11 protein-coding genes are annotated in these 14,241 nt (G+C 60.4%); all 11 read right to left on the bottom strand.

Annotated features, from left to right (window positions below; all coding sequences use genetic code 11):
• Positions 1 to 5: 5 nt before the first annotated feature.
• The 11 genes from infA to ACR0AH_RS15245 all read right to left on the bottom strand — a co-directional run bounded on the left by infA (position 6) and on the right by ACR0AH_RS15245 (position 14,194).
• Positions 6 to 224, bottom strand: a complete 219-nt coding sequence (gene infA, locus ACR0AH_RS15295; RefSeq protein WP_005978431.1) for a translation initiation factor IF-1 — start codon at positions 222 to 224, stop codon at positions 6 to 8.
• 90 nt (positions 225 to 314) lie between these two features.
• Complete coding sequence (locus ACR0AH_RS15290) at positions 315 to 1,190, bottom strand: carbon-nitrogen hydrolase family protein (protein WP_480592575.1); 876 nt, start codon at positions 1,188 to 1,190, stop codon at positions 315 to 317.
• A gap of 333 nt (positions 1,191 to 1,523) precedes the next feature.
• Complete coding sequence (locus tag ACR0AH_RS15285) at positions 1,524 to 1,760, bottom strand: hypothetical protein (RefSeq protein WP_170636270.1); 237 nt, start codon at positions 1,758 to 1,760, stop codon at positions 1,524 to 1,526.
• Between the two features lie 134 nt (positions 1,761 to 1,894).
• A complete protein-coding gene (locus tag ACR0AH_RS15280; protein ID WP_480592573.1) occupies positions 1,895 to 2,449 on the bottom strand; it encodes a DUF333 domain-containing protein in 555 nt (184 codons plus the stop codon).
• An 86-nt stretch (positions 2,450 to 2,535) separates the two neighbouring features.
• Positions 2,536 to 2,880: a DUF427 domain-containing protein gene (locus tag ACR0AH_RS15275; RefSeq protein WP_170392698.1), complete on the bottom strand. Its 345-nt coding sequence runs from the start codon at positions 2,878 to 2,880 to the stop codon at positions 2,536 to 2,538.
• Positions 2,881 to 2,943: 63 nt separating this feature from the next.
• On the bottom strand, positions 2,944 to 4,734 hold the full coding sequence (locus tag ACR0AH_RS15270; protein WP_480592571.1) for an aminopeptidase P family protein: 1,791 nt from the start codon (positions 4,732 to 4,734) through the stop codon (positions 2,944 to 2,946).
• Positions 4,735 to 4,811: 77 nt separating this feature from the next.
• Positions 4,812 to 5,978 carry an alpha/beta hydrolase gene (locus ACR0AH_RS15265; RefSeq protein WP_480592570.1) on the bottom strand — a complete coding sequence of 389 codons (1,167 nt, stop codon included), beginning with the start codon at positions 5,976 to 5,978 and terminating at the stop codon, positions 4,812 to 4,814.
• A gap of 265 nt (positions 5,979 to 6,243) precedes the next feature.
• The gene (gene cobT / locus ACR0AH_RS15260) at positions 6,244 to 8,121 is read right to left on the bottom strand and encodes a cobaltochelatase subunit CobT (protein ID WP_170513326.1); all 1,878 of its coding nucleotides are present in this window, start codon (positions 8,119 to 8,121) and stop codon (positions 6,244 to 6,246) included.
• A 121-nt stretch (positions 8,122 to 8,242) separates the two neighbouring features.
• On the bottom strand, positions 8,243 to 9,229 hold the full coding sequence (cobS, locus tag ACR0AH_RS15255) for a cobaltochelatase subunit CobS (RefSeq protein WP_010437533.1): 987 nt from the start codon (positions 9,227 to 9,229) through the stop codon (positions 8,243 to 8,245).
• Between the two features lie 145 nt (positions 9,230 to 9,374).
• Positions 9,375 to 12,722 carry an error-prone DNA polymerase gene (locus tag ACR0AH_RS15250; RefSeq protein WP_480592569.1) on the bottom strand — a complete coding sequence of 1,116 codons (3,348 nt, stop codon included), beginning with the start codon at positions 12,720 to 12,722 and terminating at the stop codon, positions 9,375 to 9,377.
• Positions 12,719 to 14,194 carry a Y-family DNA polymerase gene (locus ACR0AH_RS15245; protein WP_480592567.1) on the bottom strand — a complete coding sequence of 492 codons (1,476 nt, stop codon included), beginning with the start codon at positions 14,192 to 14,194 and terminating at the stop codon, positions 12,719 to 12,721. Before ACR0AH_RS15245 ends, ACR0AH_RS15250 begins: the two co-directional genes overlap by 4 nt.
• Positions 14,195 to 14,241: the final 47 nt, after the last annotated feature.

Here is a 14,241-nt window from a genome sequence, read left to right as displayed (position 1 = left end):
AAGCGTTACTTGAAGCGATAGTTGATCCGACCCTTGGTCAGATCATATGGGGTCATTTCGACCTGAACTTTGTCGCCGGCCAGAACACGGATGCGGTTCTTGCGCATCTTGCCTGCCGTATGTGCGATGATCTCATGGCCGTTTTCCAGCTCGACCCGAAACGTCGCATTAGGCAGGAGTTCCTTCACGACACCGGGAAATTCGAGCGTATCTTCCTTGGCCATGTTGTCTCCATCATTAGGTTGCACCTGCAGAATCTGCAGATCGTGCGCTTAAATGAGCCTATTTCGGCCTTATTTCAAGGGCGAAGTCACCTAAAGGGGTGATATTGTGACTGAATCGACCCGAGCGTCTTGCTCGGTCCAGTGCGTGCGGTTCAACACCCACCCGTCTGCGCGGACGTTTGCAATTGTGGACAGGTCGGCCTCGGCATAGGTCCAGCCGGCGGTATTCAGCGTGCCCTCGGCAAGCACTCCCGTCGGTGGGAACCCGATATCGGGCGGGCCAAACACGCCACCCATGCCGGTATTCATGTCGACTGCTTCGGACCATTCATTGCCGCCAACTAACGATGACATTACCGTAACACATTGATTTTCAAGGGCACGAGACATGGCGCCGATCCGCACACGCCAATACCCGGACAGGGCTTCGGTGCAGGATGGTACGAGGATCAAGTCGGCCTCTCTCAGGGTCCGACCCAAGAGAGGGAACTCACTGTCATAGCAGATCAGAACGCCGATTTTACCCAATGCGGTATCAAACAGTTTCAACGAACCGCCCGGGGCGATGTCCCAGGCCTCGCGTTCAAACCGTGTCATGATCTGCTTGTCCTGATGATCGAGACGACCGTCAGGAGCGTAGAACACTGCGCGGTTCACCGGGCGCCCTGGTCCGTCGATAACCGGGGCGGAAGCCCCCAGAATGTATGTGTTGTACATCTTTGCAAGGCGCGAATGCACAACTTGTACATCTTCCATCCGGTCGGAAACCGCCCGGATTGAGCGTTCGAGATCACCGGCCACCTTAGGGCCGTCGAGCGTCGACAACTCCATTGCGCCATATTCGGGAAAGACCAGAAGGTCGGCACCTTGTCCTGCGGCCTCGGAAACCCATGCCTCAAGCTTGTCTTCATATTGAGCCCAACTATCGAGCCAATCGAGGTCGTAGGCGGCGGTGGCGATTTTCATTCCCAAGTCCTATGTCTGGTCGCTGCGCGACACTAGAACAGCAGATCGTCCAAGGCTACAGCAATCGCGGCGCGGGTGGTTCTGAAACCTATGTTGCGACTTACTGTTTCGAGGCGGGTGTGTGTTTATTGGCAGGCTTTCTCGGCCGCCGGTGCAGAGATTGCATCGAATGGCTGATCAGAGGTCGAGTTGACCTATCGAAGAACCTGAACGAAACAGGCAAGGAACTCCACCTCGGGCATCAACTTTGCAACTTCTTCAAGCGCGCGAAGGGGCAGTTTTACATCAAGAACATTGGCCCCGGGGATATCGACTCACAGAAACAAGGCGTTGTCATTTGTAACGGCATCGTGCACCAAGGATGCGGCCAGAAGGGCAAATCCGGGGATCAGGTATGTCCTCGATCCGGTCGGTCAGGCTGGTTTGCGAAATCCCGAAAAAGCGGTGAAACGCCTTGTCCAGAGCTTCGTGAATCTCGAACCCTTCATCAAAGGCGAGGAAGGCGAACCCCAGTGTAATCAGCAGCCAGATAATAGGCTTGCGTTGCAGGAAAACCTGATAACTAGCCAAGGCGACTTAATGGACGCGATCAGGCTATCGCAAAACGGTCACTACCACGCGCTCTGATCGTCGGTAAACTGCGGCTCAATCGGGGCTTCAAGTTCATTTTGGGTGTGGATGTCGGGCTTGATTACCGGATCGGATCACTCGGGATTTTCCGCACGGAACAGGGCCCATGCGTCCTGCGAGGTGCCGTCCGGCTTGGTGCATATACCTACCTGACCCGAACCAGTGTCTTTGATCTTGTAGCTGCCGCCAATCTCAAGGCAGTAGGCTGCTGCTGGGTTCACCACCTGATGCGTTTTTCCATGTGCCTTGCGGTACAGCTCCCATGCATCGGCGGACGTACCGTCGCTCAGTGCGCAGCGAGACGTGGTCAGGTCATATTCGCCTCCAATTGAGCCACAGTACACGACGGCGGGATTTGCAAGGCCGACCGGCTTGCTGCCATCCGCGCCCGCATGGTGTTCACGAAAATAGGTCCAGGCATCGATCCGGGTGCCGTCGGGTAATTGGCAGATACCGCTCTGACCGTCCGGGCCGTCATGTATACCGTAGAGCCCGCCTTGCGCGATGCAATATGTTGCCGCGGGATTGGCCAGACCGGTGTTGGCAGAGCTTGCGGCGGGCAGGGCCATTGAAAAGGCCATCGTCAGGGCCGCAATCGGGCCTGCGGAATTCAATAGACGCTTTGTCATGGTCGCCTCGCAACATTGTGGACAGGGCAGGTTCTGAGGATTTTCGCCGTTTTGCAGATCGATCCGGTCCTGCACTGATACTTGGATCAGAGTTGTTCCACCTTGATCGAGTCTGCGGGATAAAAGGCCAAGTGATCCTTGATTTCGGCCACCGCGTCGATCGGGTTTTCATAACTCCAGGCGGCGTTTTCGGTGACTGAGGATTTGTTTACGATCGAGAAATGCGTGGCGTCTCCCTTGCCTGCGCATTGGGTGACTTTGTTGGTCCGATCCAGAAAGGCCATCGCAATGTCCGCACGCGGGAAGTAGATAACCGGGTCTTTGTCGCCTTCCAGAAGTTCCAGCGCGTTGTTGGTTTCACCCAAAATCGCGCCGCCTGAGCGGACGCTCCATTTGCCCGGTGCTTTGCGGATCGTGATGGTGTCTGTCATTCCTGTTCCTTCCCTCGTCGTGTCAGGGCTTCTCCTCTGCCCAAACTATGTAACAATCCGGTGTCAGACCGGTGCGGTTGCGGCATCCAACCACAGTTGAGCGGCGTCGCCCAGCCTTGGCCGGACTTTTTCCGCCACGTCGCGGTGATAGGCGTTCAGCCAAGCACGTTCCTCTCGTGTCAGCATATCGACTACAATCAAACGCCTGTCGATTGGGACATAAGTCAGCGTACGCCAGTTCAGCATGGCGCGTTCGTCGTCACCGTTGGGCAGGTTTGGGGCCTCTTCCACTACGACAAGGTTCTCAAGCCGGATGCCAAAAGCACCCTCGCGGTAATATCCCGGCTCGTTCGACAGGATCATACCCGGCTCAAGCGGGACGTGGCTGACCCGAGACAGGCGCTGAGGGCCCTCATGCACGCTGAGATAGGTACCGACCCCATGACCGACCCCATGGTTGAAATCCTGCCCGGCCAGCCACAGCGGCAGCCGCGCTACGCATTCGATATCGCGTCCTGCCAAGCCAACAGGCCAGCGTAGCATCGACATGGCGATCATGCCTTTGAGGACGCGTGTAAAGCAGGCCTTTTCCTCATTCCCAACATCGCCGATTGCAATTGTGCGGGTGATATCGGTGGTGCCGTCCAGATATTGCCCACCGCTGTCCAACACCAGCAGGTGACCGTTTTCCAGCCTGCTGTTGGTTTCCTCGGTCACGCGATAATGCATGATGGCCCCGTTCGGCCCGGTGCCCGCGATGGTGTCGAATGAGATATCCTGCAGCGCGTTGTCCCGGCGGCGGCTTTCTTCCAGCCGCGTTACTACCTGTGTCTCGGTCAGGGTGCCGGGCTTCTGCGCGTCCAGCCAACACAGCAGTTCGATCACCGCTGCGGCATCTCGCAGATGTGCCTCGGCCGTGCCTGCGATTTCGGCCGGGTTCTTGCGGGCTTTGGGCAGGGCGCAGGGATCGCCGCCATCGACCATACGGTCCCCCAACGCATCCGCTACGATCTGCGGAACCGTTCCCGGATCGACCTGTACCTTGCCTTCAAGTGCCTCAACCGCTGTCAGGAACGCGTCGGTTTGGTGTTGGGTGACCTGCGGGCCCAGATGATCCTTCAGCCCGTTCAGTTTGGCAGCGGCCATGAACAGATCCACCCGCCCATCACCGTGCAGGATGGCAAAGCCATGGGCCACAGGGTTGTATGCGATGTCCGCGCCGCGAATGTTCAACAGCCACATGATCGAATCCGGCAAGGTGATCACCGCTGCCGTGCGATCTGCGCTCTGCAGTTCACTCGCGAGGCGCTTGATTTTGCTCTCGGCGCTTTCACCTGCAAATTCAATCGGATGTGCCCTGACAGGATTCATCGGAGGGTCGGGCTGATCCGCCCAAATTCGGTCTACAAGGTTATCACAGCGCACCAGTTCGACGCCGCTGCCTTCAAGCTCTTTCTGTGCAGACGAAATCTGTCCTGCAGCGTGGAGCCACGGATCAAACCCGACTTTGCCGCCATTTGGCAATTGCTCTTTCAACCACGCGCTCAGGCTGACATCTGGCCATGGGACCGGCGTGTAATCCTGTGCGACCTGGGCCTTTACCTGAGTGCGATAGCGCCCGTCGATGAAAACCCCGGCAATGTCCGTGAGCGCCGCGCAAAACCCCGCAGAACCGGTGAATCCGGTAAGCCAGGCCAGCCTTTCATCCCGAGGGGCCACATATTCACCCTGATGCGCATCCGCACGCGGGATCAGGAAGCCCTGCAGGCCTTCGCGCGCCAGCTCGTCCCGCAAAGCGGCCAGTCGTGGTGGGCCTTGCTCGGGGCGTGCGGTCACTTCGAAACTCTGGAACATGGGCGGCCTCATTCGTCGGTCTTGCTGCGCGCAAACCTGCGGCCTGCGGTAGGAAATGTCCAGCGCCCCGGCGCACACTATTCTTCTGTCTCAAGAAAGCGTTGAATGGCCTGGATATACGGGTTGTAGGCCTCATTTCCAGGCAATGGTATCTGGTTGCCGGTCTCAAGGATCACAAGCGAGGCATTGGGGATTCCAGCTGCCAGTTTGCGCGCCTCGGACAGGGGGTGAACGGCTGTGTGCCGCCCGTGCAGAACCAGAGTGGGGCATTGCACCATCGGAAGAAGTTGCAGCACCGAGGTGCTATTGGCGATGTCACGGTAGTGAAGTCTTTCCTCGCTTGAATAAAGTGTCTGCAATTCATTGACCATGTGCCGAACGCTATCCAGCGGACCTTCTGGAAAATAGCTGAATTCAGCGCCCATAGCATAGCCGCTGCCCGGCGTGTTCCAGCCTTCCGCGATCAGTGACCGGATCGAGTCGGGTTGTTTGGTATCTTCCCGGTAATCTCGCCCTTCTGCCCATCCGCCGGAGATAATCAGCTTGTCAATCCGCTCGGGGTGCCTTGCGGCGAAGTGTAGGGCAGGGAAGGTGCCGCCAATTTCACCGAGAATGGAAAAGCGGTCAAACCCCGCTGCATTCACGACGGTCAGGATTTCTTCTATTCTGCGGTCATACACCGCCTGATGATCGATGTTTGAGCTGACGTCATTGTCCTTGTTGTAGCGTAACAGGCGGAAACGGTTTGCCATGTCCTGTAACCGGGTACGCTCGGACGGGATGCGCCATTCCGCCTCCAGATCGTGCACGACCGAACCGATGCGCAGCACCGGCAACCCATCACCGGAAAGCGTGTATGGAACAGCGCGGCCCTTCGCACCGCGCGCGTAACGCAGCCGTTGCGTATGGTTTTCTACGCCTGAACTGGTGTCGGCGTCGCAGGTAACATCCGCCGCCATTTGCAACCCGCGCCGTACGACTGTCCGAATGATCCGCTGCGCTTTGCCATCGTCGCCGACTGCTTTACGCGCCGCTGCAATTCGTGCGCTGATGGTAGAATCCGAAACAAAGCGGCCACTCCATACCCGCGCGATGATCTCGTCCCGGGGCACCAGCTTACCTGGGTGCTGGGCCAAGAGGACCAATAGATCGAATACCTGAGGTTCGATTGCGACGGGCTCACCCCGGCGGGTCAGGACGTGTCGATCCACATCCAGAATACAGTCTGCAAACTCATAGCGCATGGGGCAAATACACTCCGTTTCTCGCGGAACGACAAGGTTCAACAACAATCTCAAGGGTTTCTAGGGCGTATCTCAGGACCAGCTACAAGCAGGCCGGGCAGGGTTGGGACACTATCCAAGCAGATAAACAGGAGAACGAATGATGTTCCTGCCCTTCGATATAGCGCTTATGCGCTATCCGTTGCGCCACCATAAGCAAAGTCGCCTTCAGCGGTGCAAAAACTGGCTTGGATGGCACTAAGTCTGCACCGTCGAAGCAGGGCCGTCAACTGGCCCGCTTCATCCCCATCACGCGCGCGCGGGCGCGCGGATCGCTGTCGAACAGTGCGGCCAACTGCTCGGTCATAGCACCTGCAAGCTGCTCGACATCGGTGATCGTGACGGCGCGGTCATAATAGCGCGTCACGTCATGGCCGATCCCGATGGCCAGCAATTCCACCATCTTGCGTTTTTCCACCATCGCAATCACGTCGCGCAGGTGTTTTTCCAGATAGTTCGCCGGGTTCACGCTGAGCGTTGAATCATCGACCGGAGCGCCATCCGAGATCACCATTAGGATCTTGCGCGCTTCACGCCGCGCGAGCATCCGGCGATGCGCCCATTCCAACGCCTCACCGTCGATGTTTTCCTTAAGCAGGCCCTCTTTCATCATCAGACCCAGATTGGGTCGCGCGCGACGCCATGGGGCATCGGCGCCTTTGTAGATGATGTGGCGCAGATCGTTCAGACGCCCCGGTTGCTGCGGGCGGCCATCGTTCAGCCACGCCTCGCGCGCCTGACCGCCTTTCCAGGCCCGGGTGGTAAAGCCCAGAATCTCGACCTTGACGTTGCAACGTTCCAGCGTCCGCGCCAGGACATCTGCACAGATCGCGGCAATCGAGATCGGACGCCCGCGCATCGAGCCGGAATTGTCCAGAAGCAGCGTCACCACAGTATCGCGGAATTCGGTATCTTTTTCGACCTTGAAGCTTAGTGGCGTGGTCGGGTTGGCCACGACGCGCGCCAGACGTCCGGCATCCAGAATGCCTTCCTCGCGGTCGAATTCCCAAGACCGGTTCTGCTGTGCCTGCAAGCGACGCTGCAGCTTGTTGGCCAGACGGCTCACTGCACCTTTCAGCGGCTCCAACTGCTGATCCAGATACGCACGTAGGCGCTCCAGCTCTGCCGGTTCCGCCAAATCTTCAGCTGCGATCTCTTCGTCGTGGGTGTTCAGATAGACCTTGTAATCGGGGTCCGCCTCGGACGCAGGTGGCGGGGCAGGCGGTTCTAGCGGAGCCTCGCCCTCGGGCATTTCAGCCTCATCACCCATCTCATCCTCGGCCATCTCGTCCATCGAGACCTGAGCCTGTGACTGGTCCTGCTGTTCTTCCTGAGTTTGTTCAGGGGTTGCATCGGCGTCTTGTTCGTCCTGATCATCCTGCCCGGTGCTGTCGGGATCGGGCTGCTCTTCGGCGTCATCCTCGGCCTGATCTTCCTGTTCGTCGTCCAGTTCATCCGGGTCATCACCCAGCTGATCGCCGTAACCCAGATCTTTAATCATCTGTCGGGCGAACTTGGCAAATTCGGCCTGGTCCGAAAGGATTTCGTCAAGGTTTTCCAGCGTCCCGCCGGCCTGTTCCTCGATAAATCCGCGCCACAGGTTCATGACATTCTCGGCGGCAGGCGGCATGTCGCGCCCGGTGGCCAGATGCCGGATCAGATAGCCCGCCGCCACAGCCAATGGCGCATCCGCAGGCTGTTTGCACTGATCATAGCCGCGCCGGATCGCCTCATGCCCGATCTTGACGTCGATATTCGACGCGGTGCCGGGCATGTCCCGCGCACCCATCGCCTCGCACCGGGCGGTCTCCATCGCCTCATAAAGATCCCGTGCCATATCACCCGGAGGGGCATATCGCGCATGGGTCGCGTCATCATGATATTTGCGTTGTAAAGCTAACGCGTCTGCCGTTCCGCGCGCCAACAGAACCTCTTCGCGCGTCATCCGGCGTGAGACCTGCGGCAAACGCATCGACTCGCCCGACAGGCCCGATGGATCAACAGTGTAGCTCACCGACAATTCGGGGTCGTCGGCCATAACTTTAGTAGCCTCGGCCAGAGCCTTCTTGAACGGATCAGCAGGATTGTCGTTCTTCTGCACCATGTTCAATCGCCCTTTGTGTTGCAGTGACCCGCCGCATCAATGCGAAACCGGATCCCCCTTCATCTGGCCAAAAATACCTCCGCCGGAGGCATTGCGCCCCGCAGGGCGCAATTCATATTGCTTAGCCCAAGCTCGCGCTCGCCGCGCTTTCCGGCAGTTCCTCATCAAAGCAGCGCTGATAGAACTCAGCAACCGTCTGGCGCTCTAGCTCGTCACATTTGTTCAGGAACGACAGGCGGAAGGCATAGCCGATGTTGCGGAAGATTTCTGCGTTTTGGGCCCAGTTGATCACGGTCCGGGGGCTCATCACGGTGGACAGATCGCCGTTCATGAAGGCGGTCCGGGTCAGGTCGGCGACTGTGACCATCTGGCTGACGGTCTTGCGGCCCTCGGCGGTGTTGTAATGCGGCGCTTTCGACAGAACGATCATAGTCTCGGCATCGTGGCTGAGATAGTTCAGCGTCGAAACCAGAGACCAGCGGTCCATCTGCGCCTGGTTGATCTGCTGCGTGCCATGATAGAGGCCGGTGGTGTCGCCCAGACCCACGGTGTTGGCGGTGGCAAACAGGCGGAAGTTCGGGTTCGGTGTGATGATCTCGTTCTGGTCCAGCAAGGTCAGCTTGCCGTCATGCTCCAGCACGCGTTGGATCACGAACATCACATCCGCACGGCCCGCGTCGTATTCGTCGAAGACGATGGCAACGGGGTTGCGCAGCGCCCAGGGCAGGATGCCTTCGTGGAATTCAGTGACCTGCTTGCCGTCGCGCAGTTTGATCGCGTCCTTACCGATCAGGTCGATCCGGCTGATATGGCTGTCGAGGTTCACGCGCACGGCAGGCCAGTTCAGACGGGCGGCAACCTGTTCGATATGGGTCGATTTCCCGGTGCCGTGATAGCCCTGAATCATCACCCGGCGGTTATGGGTAAAGCCCGCAAGAATCGCCAACGTGGTTTCGGGATCGAACTTGTAGGTCGGGTCGATCACCGGCACGCGGTCGCTGCGTTCGGCAAAGCCTTTGACTGCCATATCGCTGTCAATGCCAAACACCTCGCGAACCGAAATGTCCTCGGTGGGTTTTGCGTTGATGTCGATCGATCCGTCAGCCATGCGCCTTGTCCTTATCCTTTGGCCCGTTCACCGGGTTTGAACCCGTGTGTGGTGCAACATATTGCGGGCAAGGGCAAGGGAAAGAGGTGGTCGGATCACGCTAGCCGGATGTTTCTTTGAAACTGGCCTTATGATGGTGCGGGTTCTAGTGAAAATCCCGGCTTGGGAACAGCCGCTTGGCCTGTTCGCGCGGATGGCGGGCGCTCGGGCCGTTCTGCCGGGGGCGCGGGGTGTCATCCGCCTGTGGCTGGGTGATGCCGATGGCCTCGTCCAGCGGGTGCCCAAGCTCGGACAGTTTGTGCGACATATCGGTGATCTCCTGCGCGATCAGATGCACGACGATCCCCTCGCGCTGCAGATACCCGCGAACCTGCAGCAACCGCCCACCCATCACGATGCGGCGAAATCGTTCATAGACCTTGGGCCAGACAACCACATTGCTGACGCCGGTTTCATCCTCAAGCGTCAGAAAGATCACGCCCGAGGCGGTCCCCGGCCGCTGACGCGTGATCACCAGCCCGCAGACGCTGTAACGGCCCAGCGGGATGTCCTGCAGCGTGGCGTGCGGCACAAGGCCGGGCAGGGACGGGCGCAACAGCTCCATCGGGTGCGAGCGTAGAGTCAGACGGGTCGAGACATAGTCTTCGACCACTTCCTCGCCCAGATGCATGACTGGCAGGTTCACCTGTGGTTCGTTGATGCTTTCCCCATCGATCGGATCATTGAACAGCGGCAGGGCGGTTCGGCTGCGGATGGCTTTGACATGCCACAGGGCGTCGCGCCGGGTCAGGTCCATGCCGGAAAACGCGTCCGCCTCAGCCAGACGGGTCAGCACATCCGGGCGCAGCCCTGCGCGCAGCCACAGCGTTTCGGGGTCCGGATAGCCATTGCCCCGCGCGGCCACGATCCAATCCGCGTCTTCCTGCTTGAACCCCTTGATCTGGCGAAAGCCCAGCCGCAGAGCCAGCGCCCCATCGGCGCGGCGTTCCAGCAGATTGTCCCATTCCGAGGCATTGACGCAGACCGGACGAATCTCGACCCCATGCTCGCGCGCGTCGCGCACGATCTGGGCGGGGGCATAAAACCCCATGGGCTGCGAATTCAGCAGCGCGCAGGCAAAGATCGCCGGGTGGTGGCATTTCATCCAGGCCGAGACATAGGCCAGCATCGCAAATGCCGCGGCATGGCTTTCGGGAAAGCCGTAATCGGCAAAGCCTTCGATCTGGCCAAAGCAGCGGTCGGCGACCTCGGGCGTATAGCCATTGTTCAGCATCCCCGCGATGAACTTGTCACGATAGGTGCCAATCGTCCCCATGCGCCGGAACGAGGCCAAGGAGCGGCGCAGGTGGTCCGCCTCTTCCGCCGAAAACCCAGCGCCTACCACGGCGATTTGCAGGGCCTGTTCCTGAAACAGCGGCACGCCCAGCGTGCGCCGTGTCACCTCTTCCAAAGCGGGGCCGAAGGGTTCGGATTTCTCCAGCCCGTTGCGTCGCCGGATATAGGGCTGCACCATATCGCCCTGAATGGGGCCGGGGCGGACGATGGCGACCTCGATCACCAGATCATAGAATTCACGCGGTCGCATCCGGGGCAGGAAATTCATCTGCGCCCGGCTTTCGACCTGAAACACGCCCACCGCATCAGCGGCGCACAGCATGTCATAGGTCGCCGTGTCCTCTTGCGGGACGGTGGCGATGCTGAGGGTTTCGCCATTGTACTGCTGCATCAGGTCAAACGCCTTGCGGATACAGCTGAGCATCCCCAGCCCCAATATATCCACCTTCAGAATGCCAAGCGCGTCGATGTCATCCTTGTCCCATTCGATCACGGTGCGGTCTTCCATCGCGGCGTTTTCGATCGGGCATAGCTCATCCAGCCGCCCTTTGGTGATGACGAACCCGCCCACATGCTGCGACAGATGGCGCGGGAAGCCGATGATCTCGCCAATCAGGCGAACCGTCTGCATCAGGCGCCGGTCTTTGAGGTCGAGGCCCAGTTCCTGCAACCTCTCGGCATCAACGCCGCCATTGCTCATCCCCCAGATCTGGCCGGACAGGCCCGCGGTCACGTCCTGAGACAGGCCCATCACCTTGCCCACCTCGCGGATTGCCGCGCGGGATCGGAAATGGATGACCGTGGCACAGAGGCCCGCGCGGTGGCGGCCATATTGCTCGTAAATCCACTGGATCACCTCTTCGCGCCGCTCGTGTTCGAAATCCACATCGATATCCGGCGGCTCACCCCGGTACTTCGAGACAAAACGCTCGAACACCATGGCGATCATGTCGGGGCTGACATCGGTGATGCCCAGCAGATAACACAGGATCGAATTGGCGGCTGATCCGCGCCCCTGGCAAAGAATGCCCTGCGAGCGGGCGAATTGCACAATGTCATGCACGGTCAGGAAATAGGCCGGGAAATCCAGATCGGCGACCAGGGCCAGTTCCTTTTTCATCAGGTTGATGGCCTTCTCGGTCGGGCCATCGGGATAGCGCCGTTTCAACCCCTCGCGCGCCAGACGTTCCAGTCGCGCCAGCGGGGTCTCAGAACTGGCGATCTCGTCGGGGTATTCATAAGACAACTCATTTAAGTCAAAGCTGCAGCGGTCGGCGATTTCCAGCGTGCGGCGCAGCGCGCCGGGGTGGTCCTGAAACAGCCGGGCCATATCCGCATAGCTTTTTAGCCGCCGTTCCGCATTGGGCAGGGCGCGGGTGCCGATCTGGTCAATCGTGATGTGTTCGCGCATGCAGGTCAGCACATCGGCCAGTTGGCGGCGGTTGCCACGGTGCATCAGCACATCGCCTACCGCCACCATGGGGGCCGAGGCCCGCAGCGCCGCCTGCGCACAGGCCGCCAGATAGGCCCGGTCACTGCCGTCATAACGCGGCACGGCCCCCAGAAACACCGCATTGGGGAACTGCCGCCGGACGGTCTGAATGTCGGGGATGGCCTGTTTCAACCCTGCCTGAGGCAGCGCGATTAGGATCATCCCCTGACAGGCCGCCAGCATGTCCTGCAGGTCCAGATGACAGTCGCCTTTCTCGGCCCGTCGCTTGCCCAGCGTCAGCAGCCGGGTCAGCCGCTGATAGGCGGCGCGGTCGCGGGGCAGGGCCAGCCAGTGCACCGCGCTGTCGCGCAGAACCAGACGGCAGCCGACGATCAGCTTGGGCAGAGCGGGCACATCTGGTTTGTCGATCGGCTGCACATGCCCGACCTCTTGCCGGGATGAGGAATCGAGCCGGTGTTGCGAGCGGATTTGAACTGCGCCTTCCGCCTCGCGCCGCAGTTCTTTCAACGCGCTCCAGCCCCGGACCACCCCGGCCAGTGAGTTCCGGTCGGTGATCGCGATGGCCTTCAGGCCCAGCTCTGCCGCGCGGGTCACCAGCTCTTCTGGGTGCGAGGCTCCGGTCAGGAAGGTGAAGTTGGTGGTCACGCCCAGCTCGGCATAGCCGGGGTCCTGCGCGTGCGAGCTGGGCGGGTTCGGTTTGCTCATGCGAATTCCCCATGCACAAACCATCCCGGATTTTGCGGCGTGTAATACAGCCACAACCGCCGCCCCTGCCGGGTTTCAACCTGCCAGTAATCGCGCAAGCCCGTGCGCCAGTTCTCATCCTCCAGCCACCATTCGGGGCAGATGCGTTCGGGGCCGGTTGATCGGCCTGTGGTCAGCGACATGCGCCGCCAGCGAAAGCGGCGCGGTGGGTGCGGGCCCGATCCGGCGATGGGTTCCGGCGGAAACAGCTGCAGGGGGCGCGGGCGCAGGGCGACCCAACCGCCTGCAGGGTCGGAATAGGCGGCGGGCGAGATGATGAAGCTGCGCTCGGGGATATGGCTTTGCGCGGGCAGTAGGCGGTGGACCTGTTCCAGCCCGATCCGGGTGCCGATGCGGGTGATCAGGTCATCCAGTTGATCCTTGCCCCGGCTTGCGGCGCGGCTGATCTGGCGCACGGGCAGGGGTTCCACCAGCGTGGCCTCGAGCCGCAGCTGATCGACGCCAAAGCCTGCATCCACCTCGGTCAATCCACGCTCGAACAGGGGCAGGATGCGATACGGATCACGCAGAGGGCGGGCCAGCCGCAGCTCGACCTGTTGATGGTCCTGATCCACCCGGCGCAAGGTGATGCACAGCTTGCGCGCGCCCATTTCCTGCGCTTTCAGCTTGTCGCAGAGCCGTTCCAGCAGCCGTTCCGCCCCGGCCATCATGTCGGACAGCAGCCCAATGGGTTCGGGCAGGGTCATGCGCACGCCGTAATGGGGCGGATCGGCCAGCGGGGTAATCTGTTCAGGTTGATCCCCCAAGGCCTGATCCAGCCGCATCAGTACCTCGGGGCCAAAGCGGCGTGTCAGCGGCGCGCGCGGGGTTTGCGCCAGTTCGCCAATCCGGCGCAGTCCCAGCCGTTGCAGCGCGACCGAGGTATCCTCATCCAGCCGCAGCGCTGCCAGCGGCAGGGCGCGGATGGCCTTCAGCGTATCTTGGGTTGCGACCCCCTCGCCATAATGTGCCAAGGCCCAGGCCGCGCCGCGTGTCGGGGCCAGACCGATCTGCACCGTCAGCCCGGCCCGGGCCAGACGCCTGCGCATGTCGGTCAGCATCATCTCTTCCCCGCCCGCAAGATGCGCCGATCCTGTGATGTCCAGAACCAGCCCATCCTCACCCTCGAGCCCGACCCAGGGGCAATAGCGCGTGGCCCAGCGGCGCAGGGCGTGCAGAAACCGCTGATCTCCTTGCGGGTCGGCGGGATGGCTTTGCAGATCGGGGCAAAAGGCGCGGGCATCGGAATAGGGCATGCCGCTGTGCAGGCCCTGCCGCTGGGCCTGCACATTCAGGCAATACACCCGGTTTGCATTATTCTGTTTCAGCGTCAGAACAAACGGCCCATCGACTGGGCGCACACGCAAAGCCCGGTCACTTGCCAGCCGGGGAAACCAGAGTGAAACGATGCGGCGCTGCATCCCGCCGAACATATAAAACCCCCAAATGTTCTACATTTGTTCTTATATGTTCTTGACCC

Source organism: Ruegeria sp. AM5 (assembly GCF_056540645.1).
Note: the sequence above shows the minus strand (reverse complement) of the source record. Positions and strands in the feature narration are given on the sequence as shown.